Annotated in this window: 22 protein-coding genes, 1 tRNA gene, 1 other RNA gene and 1 riboswitch; of the genes, 12 read left to right on the top strand and 12 right to left on the bottom strand. The window is 50.0% G+C overall.

Annotated features, from left to right (window positions below; translation table 11 throughout):
* Positions 1-189: 189 nt before the first annotated feature.
* The gene (gene oppA, locus WCT94_RS14510; RefSeq protein WP_336870124.1) at positions 190-1,860 is read right to left on the bottom strand and encodes an oligopeptide ABC transporter substrate-binding protein OppA; all 1,671 of its coding nucleotides are present in this window, start codon (positions 1,858-1,860) and stop codon (positions 190-192) included.
* A gap of 1,010 nt (positions 1,861-2,870) precedes the next feature.
* On the opposite strand from oppA, the gene adhE reads away from it, so the two are divergent.
* Positions 2,871-5,546: a bifunctional acetaldehyde-CoA/alcohol dehydrogenase gene (adhE, locus tag WCT94_RS14515; RefSeq protein WP_336870125.1), complete on the top strand. Its 2,676-nt coding sequence runs from the start codon at positions 2,871-2,873 to the stop codon at positions 5,544-5,546.
* A 142-nt stretch (positions 5,547-5,688) separates the two neighbouring features.
* Here the strand turns inward: adhE and WCT94_RS14520 are convergent, their stop codons facing one another.
* Positions 5,689-6,285, bottom strand: a complete 597-nt coding sequence (locus tag WCT94_RS14520; protein ID WP_015840216.1) for a thymidine kinase — start codon at positions 6,283-6,285, stop codon at positions 5,689-5,691.
* A 587-nt stretch (positions 6,286-6,872) separates the two neighbouring features.
* Between WCT94_RS14520 and hns the strand changes: the two genes are divergently transcribed.
* Positions 6,873-7,280: a histone-like nucleoid-structuring protein H-NS gene (hns, locus tag WCT94_RS14525; protein WP_015840215.1), complete on the top strand. Its 408-nt coding sequence runs from the start codon at positions 6,873-6,875 to the stop codon at positions 7,278-7,280.
* A gap of 145 nt (positions 7,281-7,425) precedes the next feature.
* Here hns and galU read toward each other — a convergent pair whose 3' ends face one another.
* The 3 genes from galU to rssA all read right to left on the bottom strand — a co-directional run bounded on the left by galU (position 7,426) and on the right by rssA (position 10,600).
* On the bottom strand, positions 7,426-8,337 hold the full coding sequence (gene galU, locus WCT94_RS14530; RefSeq protein WP_015840214.1) for a UTP--glucose-1-phosphate uridylyltransferase GalU: 912 nt from the start codon (positions 8,335-8,337) through the stop codon (positions 7,426-7,428).
* A gap of 205 nt (positions 8,338-8,542) precedes the next feature.
* A complete protein-coding gene (rssB, locus tag WCT94_RS14535; RefSeq protein ID WP_336870126.1) occupies positions 8,543-9,559 on the bottom strand; it encodes a two-component system response regulator RssB in 1,017 nt (338 codons plus the stop codon).
* Positions 9,560-9,694: 135 nt separating this feature from the next.
* The gene (gene rssA / locus WCT94_RS14540; protein WP_336870127.1) at positions 9,695-10,600 is read right to left on the bottom strand and encodes a patatin-like phospholipase RssA; all 906 of its coding nucleotides are present in this window, start codon (positions 10,598-10,600) and stop codon (positions 9,695-9,697) included.
* 132 nt (positions 10,601-10,732) lie between these two features.
* Here rssA and WCT94_RS14545 point away from each other — a divergent pair, with 132 nt between their 5' ends.
* From WCT94_RS14545 to WCT94_RS14560, 4 genes are all read left to right on the top strand, one after another.
* Positions 10,733-11,200 (top strand): YchJ family protein, encoded by a 468-nt coding sequence (locus WCT94_RS14545; RefSeq protein WP_336870128.1) that lies wholly within the window; start codon positions 10,733-10,735, stop codon positions 11,198-11,200.
* Between the two features lie 83 nt (positions 11,201-11,283).
* A complete protein-coding gene (purU, locus tag WCT94_RS14550) occupies positions 11,284-12,132 on the top strand; it encodes a formyltetrahydrofolate deformylase (protein ID WP_225088034.1) in 849 nt (282 codons plus the stop codon).
* A gap of 154 nt (positions 12,133-12,286) precedes the next feature.
* Positions 12,287-12,371 (top strand) — tRNA-Tyr (locus WCT94_RS14555).
* Between the two features lie 43 nt (positions 12,372-12,414).
* Positions 12,415-12,544: non-coding RNA, RtT sRNA (locus WCT94_RS14560), on the top strand.
* A 47-nt stretch (positions 12,545-12,591) separates the two neighbouring features.
* Here the strand turns inward: WCT94_RS14560 and WCT94_RS14565 are convergent.
* Complete coding sequence (locus WCT94_RS14565) at positions 12,592-13,218, bottom strand: trimeric intracellular cation channel family protein (protein ID WP_180776844.1); 627 nt, start codon at positions 13,216-13,218, stop codon at positions 12,592-12,594.
* Positions 13,219-13,239: 21 nt separating this feature from the next.
* Positions 13,240-13,335, bottom strand: a riboswitch (glycine riboswitch).
* A gap of 301 nt (positions 13,336-13,636) precedes the next feature.
* Here WCT94_RS14565 and xthA point away from each other — a divergent pair.
* Positions 13,637-14,443 carry an exodeoxyribonuclease III gene (xthA, locus tag WCT94_RS14570; protein ID WP_336870129.1) on the top strand — a complete coding sequence of 269 codons (807 nt, stop codon included), beginning with the start codon at positions 13,637-13,639 and terminating at the stop codon, positions 14,441-14,443.
* Between the two features lie 119 nt (positions 14,444-14,562).
* Here the strand turns inward: xthA and WCT94_RS14575 are convergent, their stop codons facing one another.
* The 3 genes from WCT94_RS14575 to WCT94_RS14585 all read right to left on the bottom strand — a co-directional run bounded on the left by WCT94_RS14575 (position 14,563) and on the right by WCT94_RS14585 (position 17,427).
* Positions 14,563-14,853 carry a DUF1496 domain-containing protein gene (locus WCT94_RS14575; protein WP_336870130.1) on the bottom strand — a complete coding sequence of 97 codons (291 nt, stop codon included), beginning with the start codon at positions 14,851-14,853 and terminating at the stop codon, positions 14,563-14,565.
* Positions 14,850-16,775: a DNA topoisomerase III gene (locus WCT94_RS14580; protein ID WP_336870131.1), complete on the bottom strand. Its 1,926-nt coding sequence runs from the start codon at positions 16,773-16,775 to the stop codon at positions 14,850-14,852. The genes WCT94_RS14575 and WCT94_RS14580 overlap by 4 nt, the downstream gene beginning before the upstream one ends.
* A gap of 100 nt (positions 16,776-16,875) precedes the next feature.
* On the bottom strand, positions 16,876-17,427 hold the full coding sequence (locus tag WCT94_RS14585) for an NAD(P)H nitroreductase (RefSeq protein WP_336870132.1): 552 nt from the start codon (positions 17,425-17,427) through the stop codon (positions 16,876-16,878).
* A 267-nt stretch (positions 17,428-17,694) separates the two neighbouring features.
* Between WCT94_RS14585 and sppA the strand changes: the two genes are divergently transcribed.
* The 3 genes from sppA to pncA all read left to right on the top strand — a co-directional run bounded on the left by sppA (position 17,695) and on the right by pncA (position 21,464).
* On the top strand, positions 17,695-19,545 hold the full coding sequence (gene sppA, locus WCT94_RS14590; RefSeq protein WP_336870134.1) for a signal peptide peptidase SppA: 1,851 nt from the start codon (positions 17,695-17,697) through the stop codon (positions 19,543-19,545).
* Between the two features lie 233 nt (positions 19,546-19,778).
* On the top strand, positions 19,779-20,798 hold the full coding sequence (ansA, locus tag WCT94_RS14595) for an asparaginase (protein ID WP_336870135.1): 1,020 nt from the start codon (positions 19,779-19,781) through the stop codon (positions 20,796-20,798).
* 18 nt (positions 20,799-20,816) lie between these two features.
* Positions 20,817-21,464 (top strand): bifunctional nicotinamidase/pyrazinamidase, encoded by a 648-nt coding sequence (pncA, locus tag WCT94_RS14600; protein ID WP_336870136.1) that lies wholly within the window; start codon positions 20,817-20,819, stop codon positions 21,462-21,464.
* Between the two features lie 55 nt (positions 21,465-21,519).
* Here the strand turns inward: pncA and WCT94_RS14605 are convergent, their stop codons facing one another.
* Positions 21,520-21,798, bottom strand: coding sequence for a YeaC family protein (locus WCT94_RS14605; RefSeq protein ID WP_336870137.1), 279 nt, complete (start codon positions 21,796-21,798; stop codon positions 21,520-21,522).
* Between the two features lie 149 nt (positions 21,799-21,947).
* A complete protein-coding gene (msrB, locus tag WCT94_RS14610) occupies positions 21,948-22,367 on the bottom strand; it encodes a peptide-methionine (R)-S-oxide reductase MsrB (RefSeq protein WP_277518302.1) in 420 nt (139 codons plus the stop codon).
* Positions 22,368-22,710: 343 nt separating this feature from the next.
* Between msrB and gapA the strand changes: the two genes are divergently transcribed.
* Complete coding sequence (gene gapA / locus WCT94_RS14615; protein ID WP_167494469.1) at positions 22,711-23,706, top strand: glyceraldehyde-3-phosphate dehydrogenase; 996 nt, start codon at positions 22,711-22,713, stop codon at positions 23,704-23,706.
* 107 nt (positions 23,707-23,813) lie between these two features.
* The gene (locus WCT94_RS14620; protein WP_336870138.1) at positions 23,814-24,683 is read left to right on the top strand and encodes a D-hexose-6-phosphate mutarotase; all 870 of its coding nucleotides are present in this window, start codon (positions 23,814-23,816) and stop codon (positions 24,681-24,683) included.
* A gap of 81 nt (positions 24,684-24,764) precedes the next feature.
* Here the strand turns inward: WCT94_RS14620 and WCT94_RS14625 are convergent, their stop codons facing one another.
* Positions 24,765-25,616, bottom strand: coding sequence for an aldo/keto reductase (locus WCT94_RS14625; protein WP_336870139.1), 852 nt, complete (start codon positions 25,614-25,616; stop codon positions 24,765-24,767).
* Between the last annotated feature and the right edge of the window lie 123 nt (positions 25,617-25,739).

The following is a 25,739-nucleotide window of genomic DNA, read 5'->3' on the forward strand; positions in this document are numbered from 1 at the left end:
CTCCTGTAATGTTGTCGTGCTAGTTATCCCGGCACAATTCCTGAATTAGCACCCTATGAGAAGCGATTAACCGGTTCCAGTCACACCCCATTCCCACATTCTGGGAATGGGTAACCAGAGATTAAACACCAAATTAATCGCAGCTCGCTCATTTCATTTGCATCAAACCGTAAATAACATCGCGACGGATTAATGCTTAATGATGTAAAGATCTTTCACCCGTAGATTATCCAACGGATCTTTGCCGGTAATGCCACCGACATAAGGTTTTACCAGTCGGGTATTCGCGTAGTAATAGACCGGTACGATAGCCGCATCTTTATCCAACTGTGATTCCGCCTGCTGATAAATCTGTGCGCGTTCATCATCCGTTTTCGCCTGAATAGCCTGCTCCATCAACTTGTCAAACGCCGCGCTCTTATAATGCGCCGTGTTGTTGCTGCTGCCTGACAGCATACTATTCAGGAACGATGTCGGTTCGTTATAGTCCGCACACCATCCGGCACGTGCGACATCGTAGTTCCCCTGATGACGCGTACTGAGATAGGTTTTCCACTCCTGGTTTTCCAGCTTCACGTCAACGCCCAGATTCTGTTTCCACACTGATGCCGCTGCAATCGCCAGCTTTTTGTGCAGATCGGACGAGTTATAGAGCAAATTAAACGTTAGTGGTTTTTCTGCGGTATAGCCTGCTTCCGCCAGTAGTTTTTTCGCTTCTTCGTTACGTTTCGCCTGTGGCCAGGTAAACCACTCTGGCGTGTGCGCTTTCAGGCCGTCCGTAAACGGAGGAATATAGCCATAGGCCGGAATATCGCCCTGATTTTTCACTTTATTGGTCAATATGTCTTGATCCAGCCCCATACGCAGCGCTGTACGCACCCGAACATCGTTAAACGGCGGTTTCTGGTTGTTGATTTCGTAATAATACGTACAGAGGAAGGGATTAACGTTAACTTCTTGTGGGATTTCTTTTTTCAGCTTCTGAAATAGCTCGATGGGTAATTTGTTATTGGTGACATCAATTTCACCCGCGCGGTAACGGTTAACATCCGTCACTTCAGAAGCAATCGGCAGATAAGTGACCTGATTAATCACGGTCTTGGCGTTATCCCAATACTGGGTATTACGCTCCAGCACAAGCCGCTCATTCACGACCCAGGATTTCAGGCGGTAGGCGCCATTCCCTACCCAGTTTTCCGGCTGAGTCCATTTATCACCAAATTTCTCCACTACCGCTTTATTTACCGGGGACATGGACGAGTGATTCAGTAATTTATAAAAGTACGGGATCGGTTCGCTTAATGTGACTTCCAGCGTATGGTCGTCGAGTGCTTTTACGCCCAGCGTATCGGGCGCTTTCTTGCTGGCGATGATGTCATCGATATTCAGCAGATGGCCATATTGTAAATAGCTGGCGTAAGGAGAAACGGTTTTCGGGTCGGCCAAACGTTGCCAGCTATAAACGAAATCTTGCGCGGTAACCGGTTCGCCATTTGACCACTTGGCGTCTTTGCGTAAATGGAATGTCCAGACTTTAAAGTCGCTGCTTTCCCACCGCTCAGCCACGCCGGGAATCGGGTGTCCGTCAGGATCGGAAATCACCAGCCCTTCATATAAATCGCGAGCAACGTTGGATTCCGGTACACCTTCTATTTTATGCGGATCCAGTGATGACACCTCAGCGCCATTGTTTCTCACCAGAACCTGCTCTTTCGCCAGCTCAACACCGGCAGGTACATTAGCAGCCTGAACATTCACGCATGACGCCATCACTGCTGCGGCAATCATACTGGTAACAAAGCATCGTTTTGTTTTACGAATTTTCACTTTATAAACGCCCCTGTCTTGATACAACGCCATACCGGACTCTATGCATAAAGATTAACGTCACATAGAGCAGAAAAGATCGCCCATTATCCAAATAAATCATAAAATTAATTTATGGGTGAATAACGAATAATAGGTCGAAACTCGAAGCTATCAAAAGCGGACACATTCGCCAATATTTTTACATTGATGTTGCTTAATTTTCTTTACTACAACCCAGCAAGTGTTTTATCTCAACCGTTAGATGCAACCATTAACCCAATGATAAACAATGACTTTTGTCTTTAATTGCAAATATTTTTTAAATATTCAGCAATTTATAGATTTTGAACAAAAAAACATCGTAGTGGGTTTCATCATTTTCACAGCACAAAAATGATGATGCACGCTTACCTGTCCGCGTCATTATCTGACCGAAATGTTATTATTTTAACAATTTTATTACTTGTTTTGCGTGATAAGTGCGTGAAACGTCCCTGCGGTAGGATACGAGCAAAATAACTAACCCGATTAAGATATAAGCACCGTTTATACGAACACGTTTCATACGAACAGCCCATTCTCATAATAGGGGCAAGCCACTACAGGAATTCCTCCCGCCACAGCTTCACTTCAACGTCCGCTGTCCATCCTTTACCAATCCATTTTAGGTAGAAAAACCGCTGATTTTATCTTGTTAATGATAGTCATTATCAACACCAGTATGCTGAATGGTGTCAGCATAAAGAAAATTCGATATTGATCACAAAAAAAGCACCCACAAATAGGTATGCTCATTTCATAACGTAGCAGGCACATAAATCTTCTTACTTTTGATGTATTTTCAAAACAATATTTCAAAAATTTACGGTATCGGCGATTACAGTATTTTAAAAAGCAGCAATCGCGCCACAACGGCGGCTGACAAGCTCTTTGAGTCAATTAACGCGAAATAGGCAGAAAAGAATAGCCAGGTAACGGAAACGCCTCCCATTCGTTTATCTATACTGTTCTATTCGGCGAACAATTGACTGAAAGAGTTTAACATTTATCAGGAGAGCATTATGGCCGTAACCAACGTTGCTGAACTTAACGCACTGGTCGAAAGAGTGAGAAAGGCACAGCAGGAATTTGCCACTTACACTCAGGAACAGGTGGACAAGATCTTCCGCGCTGCCGCACTCGCTGCATCGGATGCCCGTATCCCGCTGGCAAAAATGGCGGTTGCCGAATCCGGCATGGGGATCGTGGAAGATAAAGTCATCAAAAACCATTTCGCATCTGAATACATTTATAACGCCTATCAGGATGAAAAAACCTGCGGCGTCCTCTCTACTGATGACACCTTTGGTACGATTACCATTGCAGAGCCGATTGGCCTGATTTGCGGTATTGTTCCCACCACCAACCCCACTTCTACCGCGATTTTTAAAGCGCTGATCAGCCTGAAGACCCGTAACGGAATTATCTTCTCTCCGCATCCGCGTGCAAAAAATGCGACCAATAAAGCCGCAGACATTGTTCTGCAAGCGGCAATTGCGGCAGGTGCGCCGAAAGATATCATCGGCTGGATCGATCAGCCTTCCGTTGAGCTGTCCAACCAGCTTATGCACCATCCGGATATCAACCTGATTCTGGCTACCGGTGGCCCAGGTATGGTGAAAGCCGCGTACAGCTCCGGTAAACCGGCAATCGGCGTTGGTGCCGGTAACACGCCTGTTGTCGTTGATGAAACCGCGGATATCAAACGTGCCGTTGCCTCTATTCTGATGTCGAAAACCTTCGATAACGGCGTCATTTGTGCGTCAGAGCAGTCAGTCATCGTCGTAGACAGCGTCTATGATGCCGTGCGTGAGCGTTTTGCTACCCACGGCGGCTACATGCTGAAAGGCAAAGAACTTCATGCCGTACAGGGTATTTTGCTGAAGAACGGTTCACTGAATGCCGACATCGTAGGCCAGCCCGCACCGAAAATCGCAGAAATGGCGGGCATCACCGTCCCTGCCAACACTAAAGTGTTGATCGGTGAAGTTACCGCGGTCGATGAGTCCGAACCGTTTGCGCATGAAAAACTGTCCCCGACGCTGGCGATGTACCGTGCGAAAGATTTCAACGACGCCGTCATTAAAGCGGAAAAACTGGTCGCAATGGGTGGTATCGGTCACACATCCTGTCTGTATACCGATCAGGACAATCAGCCAGAGCGCGTGAATCATTTCGGCAATATGATGAAAACTGCGCGTATCCTGATTAACACACCGGCTTCTCAGGGGGGTATCGGCGATCTCTACAACTTCAAACTCGCGCCGTCGCTGACGCTGGGCTGTGGCTCCTGGGGCGGAAACTCTATCTCCGAAAACGTCGGTCCGAAGCACTTGATCAACAAGAAAACGGTAGCCAAGCGAGCAGAGAATATGTTGTGGCACAAACTTCCCAAATCCATTTATTTCCGTCGCGGCTCACTGCCCATTGCTCTTGAAGAAGTCGCCTCCGATGGTGCTAAACGTGCATTTATCGTGACCGACCGCTTCCTGTTCAACAATGGCTATGTCGATCAGGTGACATCCGTATTGAAACAGCACGGGCTGGAAACCGAAGTTTTCTTTGAAGTTGAAGCTGATCCAACGCTGAGCATCGTGCGTAAAGGCGCCGAGCAAATGCACTCCTTCAAACCGGATGTAATCATTGCGCTGGGCGGCGGTTCGCCAATGGATGCGGCGAAAATCATGTGGGTGATGTATGAACACCCTACGACGCATTTCGAAGAGCTGGCGCTGCGTTTCATGGACATCCGTAAACGTATCTACAAGTTCCCGAAAATGGGTGTCAAAGCCAAAATGGTGGCCATTACCACCACCTCCGGTACCGGTTCCGAAGTGACGCCGTTTGCCGTGGTGACCGACGATGCCACCGGTCAGAAATATCCGTTAGCGGACTATGCGCTGACGCCAGATATGGCAATTGTTGATGCCAACCTGGTGATGAACATGCCGAAATCACTGTGTGCGTTTGGTGGGCTCGATGCGGTAACACACTCACTGGAAGCCTATGTATCCGTACTGGCAAACGAATATTCAGACGGACAGGCGTTGCAAGCGCTGAAACTGCTGAAGGAGAACCTGCCAGACAGCTACCGCGACGGCGCGAAAAACCCGGTTGCCCGTGAGCGCGTTCACAACGCCGCGACGATTGCCGGGATCGCGTTTGCCAACGCCTTCCTCGGCGTCTGCCACTCCATGGCGCATAAGCTGGGCTCTGAATTCCATATCCCGCACGGCCTGGCTAACGCCCTGCTGATCTCAAACGTCATTCGCTATAACGCGAACGACAACCCGACCAAGCAGACAACGTTCAGCCAGTATGACCGTCCGCAGGCACGCCGTCGCTACGCGGAAATAGCCGACCACCTGCGTTTAACCGCGCCGAGCGATCGCACCGCACAGAAAATCGAAAAATTGCTGAACTGGTTGGAAGAAATGAAGACCGAGCTGGGGATCCCCACCTCGATTCGAGAAGCTGGCGTACAGGAAGCCGATTTCCTGGCTAAGGTAGATAAGCTGTCAGAAGATGCATTCGACGATCAGTGTACTGGAGCAAACCCACGCTACCCGTTGATTTCCGAACTGAAACAGATTCTGCTGGATACTTACTATGGTCGTAAGTTCTCTGAAGAGGTAAAAACGGAAGTGGTTGAACCTGTAGAAAAAGCCGCTAAAACCGCTAAGAAAGCTGCACAGTAACGTTCTGCCTGTACCGCCTTAGCCTATAAGGCGGTTTATCTCTCTGCACTGCCCAACCCGTTTAGGATTGGGCATTTTTATTGCTCGCGCACGCATCAACACGCTATTTATTAATAGCTCGCCAGTCGGATATTTAACCGCCTTATTCACTTTCCTTACGGGTTAATCCCAGCGCAATCTTATAATGTTTACGACACACGGAAACATAGCTCTCATTGCCGCCAATAACGACCTGTTCCCCTTCGTGGACGGCATTACCCTGCGCATCTAATCGCAATACGCAGTTGGCTTTACGGCCGCAATGGCAGACCGTTTTTAACTCAATCAGCTTATCTGCCCACGCTAATAAATAGTGACTCCCGGAAAACAAATCGCCACGAAAATCAGTACGCAACCCGTAGCACAATACCGGGATATCTAATTGGTCCACGACATCGGAAAGCTCACTCACCTGCTCACGGGTTAAAAATTGACATTCGTCAATTAATACACAATCTACGGGCTGAGCACGGTGCTCTTTCTCCAGCAATCCAAATAAGGATGTCTGCGGATTAAACAATAATGCCGGAGAAGAAAGGCCGATCCGTGAACTTACAATCCCCACGCCGTGCCGATTATCTATTTCTGCAGTGAACACCAGCGTACGCATCCCACGCTCCTGGTAGTTATATGACGACTGCAATAGCGCCGTCGATTTCCCTGCATTCATTGCAGAATAATAAAAATAAAGTTGGGCCACTCAGTTACTCCAAAAGGCAGGCTATATACTCATCATACTTCAAGTTGCATGTCCGTTGGCGGCGTTCAGTCACCTGAATCACTTACTTGAGTCAGCGCATCAGGATTCCCTCTCTTACCGCGTTACAAGACTTATAAATAAGCCTTGCTCTGGCAGACCAACGCTTTGCGTTGTTCAAACGTTAACGTTTGTCCTGAAACTCGAATTATTTGGAGTATATGATCTTCGTGTCGTAAAAACTTATTGTAACAACTCGCCTTCACGCTGCGCAATGGGCTATTCCCCGACCACATTTTGTCCATATGCCCACCAGCGGCGGCCTGTTACGATAAAAGATATAAACATTCCTTATAACAACGGTGCGGCATCAATAAGCCATTCTCTGTCGTTTGAGGGAGAAAAACGGCATACCAAATGTATTTTTTTGATAACAGGAAAGTATTTATATTCATGTAACATACGATGTGAGTTCTGTTTTAAAAATGATGTTTTTTAACAAACTTACAAATTTGACTATTGCAGAAAGGAAAATAGCACTCTATTATCACACTACACGCCACCAATAATATTAATTTGAGATTATCACAATGAGCGAAGCACTAAAGATTCTTAACAACATCCGTACTCTGCGTGCCCAGGCAAGAGAATGTACCCTGGATACTTTGGAAGAAATGCTGGAAAAACTGGAAGTCGTGGTTAATGAACGCCGCGAAGAAGATAGCCAGGTTCAGGCTGAAGTTGAAGAACGTGCGCGTAAATTGCAGCAATATCGCGATATGCTGATTGCCGACGGTATTGACCCTAACGAATTATTACAGTCTTTAGGTTCAGTGAAAGTTGCAGGTAAAAGCAAACGCGCTGCCCGTCCGGCAAAATATCAATACACTGACGAAAACGGCGAAGTTAAAACCTGGACTGGCCAGGGTCGTACACCGGCAGTAATCAAGAAAGCAATCGAAGAGCAAGGTAAATCTTTAGACGATTTCCTGCTGTAATTGTTTATAAGTACCGAATACTAAAAACCCCCGATAGCTATCGGGGGTTTTTCTTTGGTAACGCGTTTTGCAAAGAGAAAACAGATATGTCAGCGTTTTTAGCTGCTCTCTGTTTTTTTAAACAGAGAGCAATCATTACATTCTGTTATTTTTCTTCTGCTTCAATCGTTTCCTGCAGCCATTGCGCAAATTCCTGACCTAATCCATCATGGCGCAAACCATATTCCACGAATGCCTGCATATAGCCTAATTTATTGCCACAGTCATGGCTCACACCTTTCAGGTGATACGCTTCTACCGTTTCTTTTTCCATCAGCATTGCAATGGCATCAGTTAACTGAATTTCATTGCCTGCGCCCGGTGGTGTTTTCTCCAGCAGAGACCAAATATCCGCAGAGAGTACATAACGGCCAACAACGGCTAAATTAGATGGCGCCTCGGAAGCTTTCGGTTTTTCAACCACGCCCACCATCGGTGCGCTATCCCCTGCTTTTAATTCCACACCTTTGCAATCAACCACGCCATAGCTGCTTACATTTTCAACCGGCTCGACCATAATCTGACTGTGACCTGTAGTAGAAAAACGTTGCAACATTTCGCTCAGGTTATCTTTCTTCAGATCGGACGCATATTCATCAATAATCACATCCGGCAGAATAACAGCGACGGGCTCATCTCCTACTAACGGGTGCGCACACAATACGGCATGGCCCAGCCCTTTAGCTAATCCCTGACGCACTTGCATAATGGTGACGTGTTTAGGACAGATAGATTGAACTTCTTCCAGCAGCTGACGTTTAACACGCTTTTCCAGGATGGCTTCCAGCTCAAAACTGGTATCGAAATGGTTTTCGATAGAATTCTTAGAAGAGTGTGTAACCAGAATAATTTCATTAATCCCTGCAGCGATACACTCATTAACAACATATTGGATCAGCGGCTTATCTACCAACGGCAGCATTTCTTTAGGAATGGCTTTGGTGGCAGGCAGCATACGCGTCCCTAATCCAGCAACCGGTATGACCGCTTTTTTTACTTTTTTATTCACAATAGACATAAACAGCCTCTTATATACCGTTCAAATAATGAACTTTATTTATCTAATCAAGATAACCGAAAGAGTATAACGACTTTAACAAGAGCACGCTTGTCCCAACATTACCGTTCAATAAAAATAAGATAACTCCCTACATAGTAGGAAATAAAAAATAATACCGAAAGATGGGTATGGCCCGAAATCCGCACCGTCTTACGCTATCAGACTATTCTGTCGTTAACATGAGGCGTAAACGACCGCCGCCACCCCATATCTGACATTGCCATGCCTCGCACTGATAATTCAGCTGATTGAGATAGGCACCTTCAAGCGTGCCTAAAGGAACGCCGCTATTCAGTGCTATTTGCTGTTCATTAACATTCAACGTCGCGTTTAACCCGGCAGAAATCAGTATCAGCTGTTTTAGCTGTCGATGGTAATACCCCACCAGCAAAGGAAAACGACCGTCCAGACTCGCCTGGCGCAGCAGCTGGTTTACCTGCTTTAATAGCGTCGGCAGATACGGCAAACGGTGCTGCTGATCGGCCAAATGTTCCTGAAGCAACCCATTGAACAACGTTCGAAGCAGTAACGCGGCCAGCGTCCCATTATTATTGACGCCCTGAGTGACATCAAGACAGTAGAACGCCAGCTCCGTCTCCGACAGCGCGGCAATATCCAACACCAAACCCGGCTGTTCCGCTGCCGTTAACTGACGGTAATTAACACGGCAATGAGCAAGCGTTTGCTGAACGGGGGGCTGTAGCTGGGCAAGCAGCTTGGTTACCGCTTCGGGAGATTGATTGAGGGAATCCATGTCCTGCATCAGTTGATCCAGCTCATTCAGCTGTGAAGTAAACATATCGGGATACAAGCAGGACATTACAGCTTCACGCAGGCGCGCATAATCACGAATCGGCTTCAGCAACACGTCCTGAACGCCAAGACGCAGGACTTTGGCAATATCCGCCATCTGGCTGGTTGCAGAAATGATCAGTATTGGCGTATCGTTGTCCTTCAAACGCAGGCGTTCAAGGAACTCAATGCCTCCCATCGTCGGCATTTTCAGATCGCAAATCATTAAATCGGGTTGGTAGTGTTCAAGAATACTTAGCGCATCTAATCCATTAATCGCCTCCTGAACGGAAGCCCCAAGAGAAGTCAGATAACCAGCGAGCACAGATCGAAAAACGGCCTCGTCATCAATGACTAAAATATGCTTACCCGCCAGTGGTTGTTCCATCAGTACCCCTTACTTCAAACACCGAATAATCACACCTGCTTTAGCGCCGACATGCCGGATAGACGACATACTTACGCATTTCTAGCGACATGTGTTTTAACTACTACATGCGCCCTTCATACCATACGTTCTTTGTTACGATTCTTTCGCTAGCGGCAACAATTCATCGCGCATCTTTTCTACCGCCTTGTAACCGGCCTCAATCGCCTCCTGCGCCCGATGAAAATCTAACGTCGCGATCTGAGGGCAATACGGCTGCAGCAGCACGTCAGGCGGATCGCCTGCCATCCGCGTCATCTTCAACCGATTTTCCAGAATCTGGATCGATGTGCTCATGATCTCCATCGCCGTTGGTGAGCTTTCTGTTGGCTGACGCCGACCTCGCAGTAAACGCTCACGAATTCTGCTACGCCAATCTTGCGGGACATTTTCCACATCAATGTCTGACGCCGTCGGTTTGATCGACAACAAGTCCTGATGATTCAGACTAGCATCATGCTGAAGATCAACCGCAATCACAATGTCAGCCCCCATAGCCCGTGCCAGAGAAACGGGAACAGGATTAACCACCGCGCCATCCACCAGCCAGTAATCGTTAAATCGAACGGGGGATAGCAGGCCAGGCATGCTGCAAGACGCGCGCATAGCCTGATGTAAATCGCCTTCTGTCAGCCAGAGCTCACGCCCTGTACTTAGGTTTGTCGTCACCACGCCATATTTGATATCACAGTCTTCAATCTGTGTTGTCTGGAGCAAATGTTTCACGCTATTGAAGACACGATCGCCACGCAATAAACTGCCGCGCTGCCAGGAGAGATCCATCAGTCGAATCACGTCCCAGTAGCCAAACGCCCTCACCCAGCGATCCATTGACGCTAAATTATTGGTGGCATATGCCGCACCGACCAGCGCACCGATAGAACAACCGGCTACAACGTCAACCGCTATCCCCATTTCTGTTAACGCATTAAACACACCAATATGCGCCCATCCCTTCGCTGCCCCGGATCCCAAGGCTACTCCAATCTTTTTCCGTTGCATGATCGAACCACCCGTCTTCATTTTAGCGCACATTGCTACACGTAGAGTTTCTTAGGTAACATATCGGCATCCTGCATAGGGATCTGTTTATTATCTATCAGTTTTTATCTTAAATTTTCTTCAGGAGACATCGTGTCAGAATCTTGCCCCTGTTGCAGTGGATTGCAGTATAACGCATGCTGTCAACCCTACCTCACGCATGCCGCAACAGCGGCTGAACCCGCCATATTAATGCGATCGCGCTATACCGCCTACGTCAAACACGATGTCGATTACCTTATCGCCACCTGGCATCCCGATCTCCAGCCAGAGAAATGGCGCGCGTCTCTCGCTGAGAGCTGCCAGAATTCGCAGTGGCTCGGCCTTACTATACTGGCAACGTCTCCCGGAAAAACGCCCGATGAGGGTTATGTGGAATTTGCCGCACGTTATATATCGGAAACGGACAGACAGCGAACAGAAGTCATGCGAGAACGCTCACGCTTCCTTCGTCAGCATAATCGCTGGTACTATATAGACGGCGTTCATATGCAGACAGGCAGAAATGAACCTTGCCCGTGCGATTCCGGCAAAAAATACAAGAAGTGCTGCGGACAATAGAACACAGGCAGTCGCCCGCGCGGCGTTACCGCTGCGGTACCATCAGATCGTTATTTTAGTTTTTGGACAGGATCCACGCGCTCATGCAATCCCAAAATATACAAAGAAAAGTATTACGAACCATTTGCCCCGATGCAAAAGGGCTCATCGCAAAAATTACGAATATTTGTTACAAGCACGAACTGAACATTGTGCAAAACAATGAGTTTGTCGATCATCGCACTGGCCGCTTTTTCATGAGGACCGAGTTGGAAGGGATTTTCAACGACACTACATTGTTAGCCGATCTGGATAGCGCACTTCCTGAAGGGTCTTCCCGTGAGTTAACCGCAGCAGGCCGTCGTCGCATTGTCGTTTTGGTGACAAAAGAAGCCCACTGTCTGGGCGATCTGTTGATGAAAAGCACCTATGGCGGTCTGGATGTCGAAATTGCTGCCGTCATCGGCAACCATGATACCTTACAGACGCTGGTCGAGCGGTTTGATATTCCTTTCCATCTGGTTAGCCATGAAGGATTGACTCGCGAAGAGCACGATCAAAAGATGATCGCGCAGATCGATCAATACAAACCCGATTACGTCGTACTGGCGAAATATATGCGAGTTCTGACGCCAGCGTTTGTTCAGCACTACCCGAATCAGGTGATCAACATTCACCACTCGTTCTTACCTGCCTTTATCGGTGCTCGCCCGTACCATCAGGCTTACGAACGCGGTGTGAAAATCATTGGCGCGACGGCACACTACGTCAACGATAACCTGGATGAAGGTCCCATCATCATGCAGGACGTTATTCACGTCGATCATACTTACTCGGCAGATGACATGATGCGCGCAGGCCGCGACGTTGAGAAAAATGTCCTGAGCCGTGCATTATACCGCGTGCTGGCACAGCGTGTTTTTGTCTACGGTAACCGCACCATTATTCTGTAATTGGTTGATCGCGCATCTTTTTGTATAAGGATGCGCCGAACGGAATAAAAAAACGGCAACCGCATTTATTTTTGATATATACCGCTTTACAGGGGCGCGTCATTTGCTATGATGCGCCCCACTTGAAGCGAAAGCCTCTTGTAGCAAGGCCAGTGGTGGGGTTCCCGAGCGGCCAAAGGGAGCAGACTGTAAATCTGCCGTCACAGACTTCGAAGGTTCGAATCCTTCCCCCACCACCATTTCAAAGAAGTATTTCTGAACTATCTCTCAACTCCAAAGCATCAGATTCCCGTTAGGGGAAGGTGAGAACCTTCGACCAAGGTTCGACAAAACCGGCACGGTTTTGAGCAACGCGCAGCGTTGACCCGAAGGGTGAGGTGCGAAGCACCGAATTATCCTTCCCCCACCACCATTCACACAGATAATCAGCGCAATATAGGCGATGGGGAAAATATAGCCTTACGCTTTGCCTTTCCAGCGCCCCGGAACATAAGAGAAGACGGGAAGCTGCCATGACCAGCGAATTGCTGCCAGACGCACCGCCAAACCAATAGTGAATGACACCAACAGGTTAATATCGTGGTTGATGTTAAGCGACTTGAGCCCCAGATATAAAAGTGCGACTAAAAGTGAGACGCTGGCGTACAGCTCTTTCTTCAGCACCATTGGTGTACGGTTGCAGAAAATATCACGCAATATTCCACCGAAAATGCCGGTCACGATACCCGCCATGACCACCACCGTCATCGAATAATTCAGCTTCAGCGCCACATTGCAGCCAATAATGGTAAAGGCAATGAGTCCCATCGCATCCAGTACCAGAAAGAGGCGATGCAAATGGTGCATAAAGCGCGCAATGATAATCGTGAAAAGACCCGCACCAATGGTGAGGTAGATATAGCCGGGGTGCTGTGTCCAGCCGATGGGATAATTACCGAGGAGAATATCGCGAACGGTGCCACCACCAAGCGCGGTGATAAAGGCAATCATGCCTACGCCAAAAATGTCCATATTGCGACGTCCGGCGGCCAGCGCCCCGGACATCCCCTCTGCCGTAATCGCGATCAGATAGATGTAAGTCAGCACACAAGTTATCCTGTGAAATGTGCCACTCCCTCTGTCCGCTTTACCTGAGAGTTTACGCAGCAGTGCTGCTTGCCCCTTCGGTGGGTTGCATCGCAACCTCTCTCCAGTTGGCTTCAATGGAATTCGCAGTTAGGGGAACCTGAGCGATTATGGGAGTTTGCGCCTTCGGCGGAGCGCCATAGTATTACTGATACTATACGCCCTCTCTCCTGCGAGGAGCGGAGTATAACGGCCGACAAGCCTTAGGTTCAACTGAATATAAGTGAATCTTATTTTCAACGAGTCTCATCTGCGCTAATCGTCTCTGAAGCCACGGCAAAACGTTCATTCGCACAGCCCGAAAGCGTAGCCTCGCCGTGACGGCATACCTCATTTTCTGCTACCATCTGGTCACATTTTTTAGCGAATGGCAGCGAACATGAAAGTTGTATCTTTTAATATCAATGGCCTGCGGGCGCGCCCTCATCAGTTGGCCGCCATTATCGAACAACACCAGCCGGATGTGATCGGGTTGCAGGAAACCAAAGTCCACGATGACATGTTTCCGTTAGAGGATGTCAGCCAGTACGGCTACCACGTTTATTATCATGGGCAGAAGGGGCACTACGGCGTCGCCCTGCTGTGTAAATCGCAGCCGATTGCGGTACGTCGCGGTTTCCCAACGGATGAAGAAGATGCACAGCGCCGAATTATCATGGCGGATTTCGCCACGGAACACGGCACCTTCACGATCGTTAACGGGTATTTCCCTCAGGGGGAAAGCCGCGACCATCCGGTGAAATTCCCTGCGAAAACGCGTTTTTATCAGGATCTGCAAACTTATCTGGAACAGCACCACAGCGCCACTCAGCCGCTGATCGTAATGGGTGATGTCAATATCAGCCCCACCGATCTGGATATCGGCATTGGCGAGGAGAATCGCAAGCGCTGGCTACGCACGGGGAAATGTTCTTTCCTGCCGGAAGAGCGTGAATGGATGGCGCGTTTGCAAGGCTGGGGACTTATTGACACCTTCCGTGCCGCCAACCCCGAGAGCAATGATCGTTTCTCATGGTTTGATTACCGCTCAGCCGGGTTTGATGACAACCGCGGCCTGCGTATCGACCTGATTCTCGCCAGCACATTCCTGGCAGAACGCTGCGTTGCTACCGGTATTGATTATGATATCCGGGGAATGGAAAAACCGTCCGACCATGCGCCAATCTGGGCAGAGTTTGCGCTGTAGGAACAGGTTACTCTGTAGAAAGTGTACGTTGTAAAAAGACTCTCCCCGCCGTGCATCAAAGCACGACGGGGATGAATAAGCGGCGGAAGCATTAAACGTCATACTTGCTTGACGCACCGTTATTGCTTAACCAACTGCCATATCAGGTTGTTTGTTCCCAGCGTTTGCTTGTCCCGCACGCATTGCAGAATTACCCCTTCGACCTTTAGCACCGCGCCTTCAGAATAGTTGCGATTTTCATACACACAGCATTGCAGGCAGCTATTATTTTGCTCCCGTACCGTCGTCCCTGCCCCCCACACTTCCGGTGGCACGGGAACCACAATATCCGTTCCGCCACGATTAGCCTGCGCCAACGTGGGCAGCACCAGCATCACACTGGCGAAACACAAAGACACTAACGATTTCATTGCTCCTGCTCCTTCGCTTTTTTAGTCTGAGGCTTGCGCCGTTTTGTGGCACCTGACGGCGGCGCAGAAAGCCCTTTAAACGCTCTCACCGCACCGTTTTGTTTAGCCTGCTGAATCAATTCCTGTAAGGAATAGGTCAGCGGCTGCATAAAATCCTGATAGCGGCATTTCTTCTCGCTGATTTGCGTCAACGTGGCTTCCCAATGCGCAGTCATGTCGGGGTGTGCCGCGCTGGCAGGAAGTGAATGAATCAACGCTCGCCCCGCCTCGCTCGCGTGAATATAGCGCGCTTTCTTAAACAGAAACGTCCGTTTAAACAATAACTCGATGATACCTGCTCGCGTGGCCTCTGTGCCTAATCCATCGGTCGCCCGCAGAATTTTCTTCAGTTCCTTATCCTGCACAAAACGCGCGATACCCGTCATCGCCGATAGCAGCGTTGCATCGGTAAATGGTCGCGGCGGCTGCGTTTGGCGCTCAACCACTTCACCGCGTTCACACAGTAACTCATCACCTTTTGCCACCACGGGCAATGGCATGCCTTCGTTTTCTTCGTCCCGCTCTTTACCGCCCAGCAGCGTACGCCACCCGGCTTCGGCCAGAAACCGCGCCTTGGCAATAAACTTACCCCCCGCAATATCCAGTTCAATGACACACTTGCGGAACACGGCGTCTGGGCAAAATTGCATGATGTATTGCCGTGCAACTAAACCATACACTTTACGTTCATTCTCCGTCAGCGAGGCGCTTGCGCTACGGGCGGTAGGAATAATCGCGTGGTGGGCATCGACCTTACCGTCATCCCAGCAGCGGTTACGCCGATCCACGTCCATAACCGGCTGTGGCAGCAGGTCGGGCTGGTGCACGGATATCGCGTTTAAGACGGCATGACGCCCGGCAAAATGCTCCTCTGGCAGATAGCGACAGTCAGAACGCGGGTAGGTGATCAGCTTATGGGTTTCATAGAGCTTCTGGCACACGTCCAGCACCTGCTGCGCGCTGAGCCCGAAACGTTTTGCGGCCTCGATCTGTAACGTCGACAGCGAATAAGGCAGCGGTGCAGTTTCCGATTCCCGTTTATCATTATAGCTGGTGACAAATGCGGGCTGGCCTTCGATACGTTTGACGACATGTTCCGCCAGAGAACGATGCAATAAGCGCCCTTCTTCATCCTGATACGGTTCACAGGATTCGCTGGGCTGCCAGAGCGCGACAAAACGCTCATCGGCAGGCGTCACGATATGGGCTTTCACTTCAAAATAATCTTTGGGGACGAAGTTTTCTATCTCTTCATCCCGCCGCACCACCAGCCCCAGCACCGGCGTTTGCACACGGCCAACCGACAGCACGCCGTCATAGCCGGCATTGCGTCCTAATATCGTATAGGCGCGGGTCATGTTAATGCCGTAGAGCCAATCCGCACGGGAACGCGCCAGCGCCGACACGCACAAGGGAATGAACTCTCTGTTCTCACGCAAACGAGAAACCGCACGCTCTACCGCCTGTGGGTTGAGGTCGTTGATCAGACAACGACGCACCTGCTGGCGTTTCTCTTCCGGCAGAGCCAGATATTCCAGCACCTCATCCACCAGCAGTTGCCCTTCACGATCGGGGTCTCCCGCGTGGATCACTTCGTTGGCATCATTCAGGAGCTTTTTAATGGTGTTCAGCTGCTTGCTGACCGAGGGACGCGGTTGCAGCAACCATTTTTGAGGGATGATAGGTAAATCGGCAAGCGACCACCGTGCATAGCGCGCATCATAAACATCCGGCTGCGCCTGCTCCAGCAGGTGCCCCACGCACCACGTCACGACATCATTCTGACCGCAGGCAATAAAGCCGTCGCCGCGTCGATGCGGTTTGGGTAACACGTCTGCAATCGCCCGCGCAAGGCTGGGCTTTTCGGCAATAAAAAGTCGCATTATTCACCCTATCGCACACAAGCTGGGCATTTCCCGCGTAACTCGCGGGAAAGCACACTGTAAAACGGGTGGGAAGTCGATATTCTTCAAAAGATGACGATCAGAAGTAGTGAACAAACGTGTCGGTATCAAGCGGCGTGACCGTAGTTGAGGCTTTGAGCTGCGGCGTCCCCAGATAAAGGAAACCAACAATTTCATCCTGTTCACGACAGTTGAACGCTTCGCGCACCAGCGCATTGTGCGTCCAGGCACCACTACGCCAGATACCGTTAAAGCCCTGCGCCAGTGCCGCCATCTGCATGGCCTGAACCGCACAGCCTGCGGAGACAATTTGCTCCCACAGCGGGACTTTCGGGTTTTCTTCACAATGCGCAACGACGGTGATAATCAGCGGAGCACGATAAGGTGCCTGACGCGCTTTATCGATCCCAGCGTCGTCCAAGCCCTCCTGCTGCGCCGCACGGGTCAGCAGCGCACTAAAACGATCCAGACCGTCATTTTCGATCATAAAAAAGCGCCACGGCTGCATGGCACCATGATCCGGTGCACGCATACCCGCGTGGATAATGTTATTCAATACGTCACCCGCCGGTGCCGGTGCGGTCAGGCGCGAGGCCGAACGACGATTCAATAGCAATTCAAGAGCATCCATCGCACATCTCCTGTCTGGCAATATAATTTCTGCAATACACGCCATTTCTGCGGTAGAAACGACTGTACGGCAACGTTGCGCGCCACGTTAGCACAAGTAGAAGTTTTGTTACAAGATAACCCCGACAGGGTGCGCTTCCGCGGCGATTTAATGCTGACTTTTTACTGTCCGCTCATTAGGATACTATCACTACCTGTGCTTCATCACTTGCCAGAGGCGAGTTGAAGGACGTAGAGCACACGTTGTTTACCCGTTCATGGAGATATCATGCGCACATTGTGGCGAATTTTTAGCGGATTTTTTAAGTGGACATGGCGTCTGCTTAATTTTATCAGAGAATTTATTCTCAATATTTTTCTTATCGCCCTGATTCTGGTTGGCGTTGGAATCTACTCACAGGTAAAAACAACACCGGAAGTGGCCACGAAGGGTGCGCTGTTGGTCGATCTAACGGGCGTGGTTGTTGATCAACCCACCGTCAATAACAAACTGCGTCAATTAGGGCGCGAATTCTTCGGTGCATCGAACAACCGTCGTCAGGAAAATTCACTGTTCGATATCGTTGATAGTATCCGTCAGGCAAAGAGTGACGACAACATCACGGGAATGGTGCTGGATCTCAGCGACTTTACCGGTGCCGATCAGCCGTCTCTGCAATATATCGGCAAGGCACTGCGCGAATTCCGCGATAGCGGTAAACCCATTTATGCCGTCGGCGACAGCTACAATCAGTCTCAATATTATTTGGCCAGTTTTGCCAATACGGTGTCGTTGACGCCACAAGGCAGTGTAGATCTGCACGGTTTTGCGACCAACAACCTCTACTTTAAATCCATGCTCGACAAGCTGAAAGTAACCACCAATATCTTCCGTGTGGGAACCTATAAGTCAGCCGTTGAACCGTATCTGCGTGACGATATGTCCCCTGCAGCGCGCGATGCCGATGGTCGTTGGATCAATGCGTTGTGGCAACAGTATTTGAATACGGTTTCCGCTAACCGCCAGATTACACCTCAGCAGCTTTTCCCTGGTGCCGCGGGTATCATTGCAGGCTTACAGTCCGTTCAGGGCGATACCGCACGCTATGCGCTGGACAACAAGCTGGTCGATGAAGTGGCATCACGTTCCGTGACCGAACAATCGCTGGTTAAAGCATTCGGCTGGAATAGCCAGAAGAACAACTTTAATTTCATCAGCATCTACGATTACGTCATCAAACCGCCAGTGCAAAACAACAATCAGATCGCGGTTGTGTTTGCTAATGGTGCAATCATTGACGGGCCGGAAACACCGGGAATGGTCGGTGGCGATACCACAGCAGCACAAATTCGTGCCGCACGCCTCGATCCTAAAGTCAAAGCGCTGGTACTGCGCGTCAATAGCCCTGGTGGTAGCGTCACTGCGTCGGAGCTGATTCGCTCGGAACTGATGGCGCTCCGTCTGGCGGGCAAACCGATCGTGGTCTCCATGGGCGGTATGGCGGCATCGGGCGGCTATTGGATCTCAACGCCAGCAAACGCGATCATCTCCAGCGCCAGTACGCTGACAGGTTCTATCGGCATCTTTGGCGTGATTACCACGTTCGAGAACTCGCTGGAAAGCCTTGGCGTGCATACGGATGGTGTTGCCACTTCCCCGCTGGCCGATTTGTCGATTACGAAATCGCTGCCGCCTGAATTCTCGCAGATGATGCAACTGAGTATTGAACGCGGCTATAAGAACTTTATTGATATCGTGGCACAGGCACGTAAGAAAACGCCGGAGCAAATCGATCAGATCGCGCAAGGTCACGTCTGGGTCGGTAGTGACGCAAAAGAAAATGGTCTGGTCGATCAGATCGGTGATTTTGATGACGCCGTGAAGAAAGCCGCTGAGTTGGCCAAACTGGGACAATATCAATTGAACTGGTATGCCGAACAGCCTGGCCTGCTCGATACCATGCTGAATCAGGTGAACGCTTCCGTTTACGCCCTGCTGCCCGTTGCCGTTCAGTCTATGTTGCCGGCACCGGTCGCACAGCTGGCCGAGGCCGTGCGGTCACAGCCGTCTATCATGAATAACCTGAACGACCCGCAGAACCGGTACGCATTTTGCCTTAACTGCGGAGAAGTCCGGTAGCGTTTACAGTAAGCGCACATATATACCCTAAATAATTCGAGTTGCGTGAAGGCGGCAACCGAACGAATCCCCAGGAGCTTACACCAGTAAGTGACTGGGGTGAGTAAGGGAAGTCAACGCACAAGCAGCTTGAAGTATGACGGGTATAGCCCGGTAATAGTCATTGCTTATGATAGTATTATCGGGCTGTTTTTCCCTCTATAATTCTCGGTTTACTCCTTACTCACATCACCATGCGAAAGAAATCCATTTATGTCGCCTATACGGGCGGCACCATCGGCATGCAGCGATCTGCTAATGGTTATGTACCGGTATCCGGTCATTTACAGCAGCAGTTGGCAAAAATGCCTGAATTCCACCGCGAAGAGATGCCATCGTTCACGATTCATGAATATGACCCGCTGATCGATTCGTCCGACATGACGCCAGCAGACTGGCAATCCATCGCGGACGATATTCAAGATCACTACGATGATTACGACGGTTTCGTGATTCTGCATGGTACTGACACGATGGCGTTCACCGCCTCTGCGCTCTCGTTTATGCTGGAAAATCTTGCCAAACCGGTTATCGTGACAGGGTCACAGATTCCGTTGGCGGAGTTGCGCTCGGACGGCCAGACCAACCTGCTGAACGCGCTGTATGTTGCGGCTAATCATCCGATTAATGAAGTTGCCCTCTTCTTCAATAATAAACTGCTACGCGGCAATCGCACCACCAAGGCCCATGCGGATGGTTTTGATGCTTTCGCCTCCCCAAATTATCCGCCACTGCTGGAAGCGGGTATCCATATTCGTCGGCTGGCCCCCACCGTGGAATGCAGCAACTGCCCGCCGCTAAAAGTGCACCACATAACGCCGCAGCCTATCGGGGTGATTACGATTTATCCCGGCATTTCTGCCGATGTCATCAGTAATTTTCTCCGCCAGCCGGTGAAAGCGCTCATCCTACGTTCCTACGGCGTTGGCAACGCGCCGCAAAGCCCCGGCTTACTGCACGAATTACGTGAAGCCTCCGCGCGCGGCATTGTGGTCGTCAACCTGACGCAGTGTATTTCCGGGCGTGTGAACATGGGTGGCTATGCGACAGGTAATGCGTTGGCACATGCAGGCGTTATCAGTGGCTTTGACATGACCGTTGAAGCCGCATTGACCAAACTGCATTACTTATTGAGCCAGCAAGAGTTAAGCGCCGATGACATTCGCCATTTGATGCAGCAGAACCTGCATGGGGAATTGAGCGATAAAGATTGAGTTAATCACGGAGTCGTAATGAAAAAAGCATTGCTATTAGTTGATTTACAAAATGATTTTTGTCCCGGCGGGGCATTGGCCGTTCATGAAGGCGATCGCGTTGTTGCGGTTGCAAACCGTGCAATTGAGGCCTGTGTGGCCGCTGGCGTTACCGTAATCGCCAGCCAGGATTGGCACCCCGATAATCACGGTAGCTTTGCCGTTAATGCGAATACCAAGGTCGGAGAAATCGGTGAGTTAAACGGATGGCCGCAGATCTGGTGGCCCGTTCACTGCGTGCAGGGAACCACCGGCGCTGATTTTCATCCAGCACTTAATCAGTCGGCCATTCAATGGATCGTACAAAAAGGGACTCAGCCAGAGATCGATAGCTATAGCGCTTTTTTCGATAACGGACATCGGCTTAAAACTGAATTGGATGCGTGGCTACACGCCAACCACATCACCCATTTGACCATTTTGGGACTGGCAACAGATTATTGCGTTAAGTTCAGCGTGTTGGATGCCATTGCGCTGGGTTATCACACCGAAGTCTTGGTGGACGGCTGTCGCGGGGTTAACCTTTTGCCCGACGACAGCGACTCTGCATTGCGGGAAATGGTGCAGCGTGGGGCGATACTGACGGATATGACGCAGTTTCTTGCCACGCTGTCTTCAGCGCACTAACTATCTTCACTGTCGCCCAGCATCACGGCAGCCAATAAGGCTGCCTGCTTACACGTTAGGCATCGGGCTTCAGCGTAACGATCGCGTCAGCGATGTTAAACTCACGCTTCAGCTCCTGCTTGCTCTTCATCACGATTTCACCATCAGTGCCAATCGTCATGTGTTCAGCCTGTTCGTTATGGCGAGCCTGCCACATCATCACCATTTGCAGGCAGTTTTCTTTCTGTTCAGCCGTCAACGCGACACCGTCTGGCCATTTGCCCAGCTCTACCGCCGTGACTAACCGCTGGTAAATTTCTGGCGTCATGGCGTCGATCAGATCATTGAGTTCCATATCCGGTTTCTGCTCCGAAAAAGGTCAGAGTTATTCTTACTGAGTTCTGTTATTGACAGGGAGACCTGTACTAGCAAGAGCACTTAGTAGCTGAATCGTTTAAAGCTATACAGTATCAGCCTGCCACTGCCCTATTCATCACACACAGATTACCCGTCAACGCGCTCGCCATCAACGTCATCAATGAAGCTCAGCGAGGCAGAATTTACACAGTAGCGTTCGCCCGTGGTTTTCGGGCCATCAGGGAAAACGTGGCCCAGATGCGCATCACACTGCCCACAGCGGATCTCGATACGGCGCATATTGTGTGAATCATCTTCCAGATAGCGGATCGCTTCTGAGGAGACAGGCTGATCGAAGCTCGGCCAGCCACAGCCGGAGTCATATTTGCTGTCGGAGTAAAACAGCGGGGCCTGGCAGCACAGGCAGTGATAAACGCCGGTGCGCTTGTTATGCAGCAGTTTGCCTGAAAATGCAGGCTCCGTACCGCGTTGCTGGGTGACATAGCGCTGCATCTCTGTCAGTTCAGTATTATCGGACGGGGTACGCGAAGCAGAGTCGTTAGTCATGGAAGTCTCACAGCGGGTGTTATCAATTCAATTAATCATTGATTATAACAAAAAATTAACAACCTAACAGGCCGTTCTGGCCTAATATTAGGAATGTTATTAGCATGAACATTTAATTGTGATGAATGTCACATATTGAGATAACACAGGCTTTATATGATGCATTCCGCCCTCATATCAGTCTTAGATGTTACTTAGTTACAGGCTCAGGCGGTTTTCGCACAAAGATTGGTCATAGGTTTGACTTACAGCAACTATTGACACGATTCCGCTTGACGCTCAGCAAGGTTTTTGTAATTTTACAACCAACCTTTTATTCACAAACCCATAGCTGGTGGAATATATGACTATCAAAGTAGGTATCAACGGTTTTGGCCGTATCGGCCGTATTGTTTTCCGCGCTGCGCAAGAACGTTCTGACATCGAGATCGTTGCAATCAACGACCTGTTGGACGCTGATTACATGGCGTATATGCTGAAGTACGACTCAACTCATGGTCGTTTCAACGGCACCGTTGAAGTTAAAGATGGCCACCTGGTTGTTAACGGCAAAACCATTCGTGTTACCGCAGAGCGCGATCCTGCAAACCTGAAGTGGAACGAAGTTAACGTTGATGTCGTTGCTGAAGCAACTGGCCTGTTCCTGACTGACGAAACTGCACGTAAGCACATCGCTGCTGGCGCGAAGAAAGTCGTTCTGACTGGTCCATCTAAAGATGACACCCCGATGTTCGTTATGGGCGTAAACCACAAAACTTACGCAGGTCAGGAAATCGTTTCTAACGCCTCTTGCACCACCAACTGCCTGGCTCCGCTGGCAAAAGTTATCAACGACAACTTCGGTATCGTTGAAGCACTGATGACCACCGTTCACGCAACCACTGCAACGCAGAAAACCGTTGATGGCCCGTCTCACAAAGACTGGCGCGGCGGCCGCGGCGCAGCACAGAACATCATCCCATCTTCTACCGGTGCTGCTAAAGCAGTAGGTAAAGTGATTCCTGAGCTGAACGGCAAACTGACTGGTATGGCGTTCCGCGTTCCTACTCCGAACGTTTCTGTTGTTGACCTGACTGCACGTCTGGAAAAACCAGCTTCTTACAAAGAAATCTGCGCAGCAATCAAAGCCGCTTCTGAAGGCGAGCTGAAAGGCGTTCTGGGCTACACCGAAGACGAAGTGGTTTCTACCGATTTCAACGGTGAAAAACTGACTTCCGTATTCGATGCTAAAGCTGGTATCGCTCTGAGCGACAACTTTGTGAAACTGGTTTCCTGGTACGATAACGAAACAGGTTACTCAAACAAAGTTCTGGATCTGATCGCTCACATCTCTAAATAAGCTTCAGCGATGATTCGGTGAAAAAAGGGCGACGTGATGTCGCCCTTTTTTATTGTTTATTGCAGATTTCTTTTTACCACGAAAAACAATCAAAAAAAGGCACTATCATGCATAACACAATGTTCTCACTCCCCGTCACAAAACAAATTAGCGCCACTCTCAGCCAGCGTCAGTTGGACCAACTCCCCATCGTCGTCGTTGACCATCCTGAAGTGCGGGCGGCAGTAGCGTTACAAGGGGCGCACTTACTCAGTTGGCAACCGACCAATGAAGAGCCGGTACTCTGGCTAAGCGACAATACGCCGTTTACTCATCACGTGGCGATTCGCGGCGGTGTACCGATCTGTTTCCCTTGGTTTGGTCCTTTCGCCGATCCTAACCATGGTTTCGCCCGTCTGCTGCCGTGGGAATTTACCGCCCACAGCGAAGATGAGCACGGTGTGCAGCTCACGTTCACGCTGCAAGACAATGAAGAAACACGGAAGAGCTGGCCGCATGCGTTTACGCTCATCGCCCGCTTCAAGCTGGGCAAAGAATGTGGCATTGAATTGGAAGCACAGGGTGATTACAGCATTACCAGCGCGCTGCACACCTATTTCAACATCGGCGACATCAGCGATATCCGTATTACCGGTCTGGGTGAGTCATTCATTGATAAGGTGAATCAGGGCAAGCTGTCTACACAGCAAGGCGATCTGGTCTTTACCGACCGTACAGACCGCATCTATACCCAGCCACAGGATACCAGCGTAGTACATGACGCAGCCCAGAAACGCAGCATCGAAGTACACCATACGCACCATAGCGATGTCGTGTCATGGAACCCAGGTGCAGAACTCTCTCGTACGATTAGCGATATGACCGATGAGGGCTATAAAACGTTCGTGTGCGTGGAAACTGCACGAATTAATCAACCGTTTGTCGCATCCGCCAACGCGCCAGCGCGTTTGGCAACGGTTATCCGCATCAAGAAATAATCACCGCTATAGCGATATCCAAACTATTAAGGTGTATGGCGATTTCGCCATACACCTATTCTGCCAATCCTTTCGCCTCCACTACACCACATCCAGATGCTGTTTGCGCGTCGGCGGAGGGAAGGCCTGATCTAACTGCGCAATATCTTCATCAGACAACAGCACGTCCAGTGCTTGCGCATTTTCCTGAACATGCGTGACAGAACTTGCTTTAGGAATCGCGATCACACCCGGCTGACGAATAGCCCACGCCAATAATAGCTGAGCAGGCGTGATGCTCTGTTCGTGCGCAATGCGCTTCACTACCGGATGCGAGAATAACCCGTCACGGAGACGCCCAGCCTGCGCCAGCGGACAATATGCCATGATGGGAAGCTGCTGTTGCTGACACCACGGCAGCAAATCAAACTCAATACCGCGCGATGCCAAATGGTAAAGCACCTGATTGGTCATACAGCGTTGTCCGCCGTTCAGCGACCACAGCTCCTGCATGTCCTCAAGATCAAGGTTGGAAACGCCCCACTGGCCGATTTTACCCGCCTGCTGCAATCGTTCCATTGCAGCGATCGTATCCACTAACGGGATGCCACCACGCCAGTGCAACAGATACAGATCGATACGCTCCGTTTGCAGCCGCTTCAGGCTGCGTTCACACGCCTGTATCGCCTTCTCGCCTCCCGCATTGTGCGGGTAGACTTTAGACACCAGATAAACGCTGTCACGACGGCCGCGTATTGCTTCACCGACCACACCTTCCGCCCTGCCGTCCGCATACATTTCGGCCGTATCAATCAACGTTAACCCAAGGTCGATCCCCGCTTGCAGCGCCGTCACTTCCTGCGCCTTCATTCGGGCATCTTCACCCATGTACCATGTTCCCTGACCGATCGCCGGTACGCAGGTGTCATCTGGAAAACGAATCGTTTTTGTCACGCGCTTCTCCCTTGTTTACCGTCAACGTAACGTGTTTGTCGTCAACCTAACATGGCATTCTGCGCACCATAAACGTGCAAATGGGGTGATATCACCCCATTATTGTACGGCAAATGCACCATG

This window comes from Pectobacterium sp. 1950-15 (assembly GCF_037136835.1).
Lineage (GTDB): Bacteria > Pseudomonadota > Gammaproteobacteria > Enterobacterales > Enterobacteriaceae > Pectobacterium.

Bases quoted from the DNA above. Each gene is read 5' to 3' on its own strand.
- adhE (WP_336870125.1), top strand. From the start codon at position 2,871: ATGGCCGTAACCAACGTTGCTGAACTTAACGCACTGGTCGAAAGAGTG.
- oppA (WP_336870124.1), bottom strand. From the start codon at position 1,860: ATGGCGTTGTATCAAGACAGGGGCGTTTATAAAGTGAAAATTCGTAAA.
- WCT94_RS14580 (WP_336870131.1), bottom strand. From the start codon at position 16,775: ATGCGACTTTTTATTGCCGAAAAGCCCAGCCTTGCGCGGGCGATTGCA.
- WCT94_RS14620 (WP_336870138.1), top strand. From the start codon at position 23,814: ATGCATAACACAATGTTCTCACTCCCCGTCACAAAACAAATTAGCGCC.
- rssB (WP_336870126.1), bottom strand. From the start codon at position 9,559: ATGGAACAACCACTGGCGGGTAAGCATATTTTAGTCATTGATGACGAG.
- purU (WP_225088034.1), top strand. From the start codon at position 11,284: ATGCAATCCCAAAATATACAAAGAAAAGTATTACGAACCATTTGCCCC.
- xthA (WP_336870129.1), top strand. From the start codon at position 13,637: ATGAAAGTTGTATCTTTTAATATCAATGGCCTGCGGGCGCGCCCTCAT.
- ansA (WP_336870135.1), top strand. From the start codon at position 19,779: ATGCGAAAGAAATCCATTTATGTCGCCTATACGGGCGGCACCATCGGC.
- rssA (WP_336870127.1), bottom strand. From the start codon at position 10,600: ATGCAACGGAAAAAGATTGGAGTAGCCTTGGGATCCGGGGCAGCGAAG.
- pncA (WP_336870136.1), top strand. From the start codon at position 20,817: ATGAAAAAAGCATTGCTATTAGTTGATTTACAAAATGATTTTTGTCCC.
- gapA (WP_167494469.1), top strand. From the start codon at position 22,711: ATGACTATCAAAGTAGGTATCAACGGTTTTGGCCGTATCGGCCGTATT.
- WCT94_RS14575 (WP_336870130.1), bottom strand. From the start codon at position 14,853: ATGAAATCGTTAGTGTCTTTGTGTTTCGCCAGTGTGATGCTGGTGCTG.
- hns (WP_015840215.1), top strand. From the start codon at position 6,873: ATGAGCGAAGCACTAAAGATTCTTAACAACATCCGTACTCTGCGTGCC.
- msrB (WP_277518302.1), bottom strand. From the start codon at position 22,367: ATGACTAACGACTCTGCTTCGCGTACCCCGTCCGATAATACTGAACTG.
- WCT94_RS14605 (WP_336870137.1), bottom strand. From the start codon at position 21,798: ATGGAACTCAATGATCTGATCGACGCCATGACGCCAGAAATTTACCAG.
- WCT94_RS14585 (WP_336870132.1), bottom strand. From the start codon at position 17,427: ATGGATGCTCTTGAATTGCTATTGAATCGTCGTTCGGCCTCGCGCCTG.
- sppA (WP_336870134.1), top strand. From the start codon at position 17,695: ATGCGCACATTGTGGCGAATTTTTAGCGGATTTTTTAAGTGGACATGG.
- galU (WP_015840214.1), bottom strand. From the start codon at position 8,337: ATGTCTATTGTGAATAAAAAAGTAAAAAAAGCGGTCATACCGGTTGCT.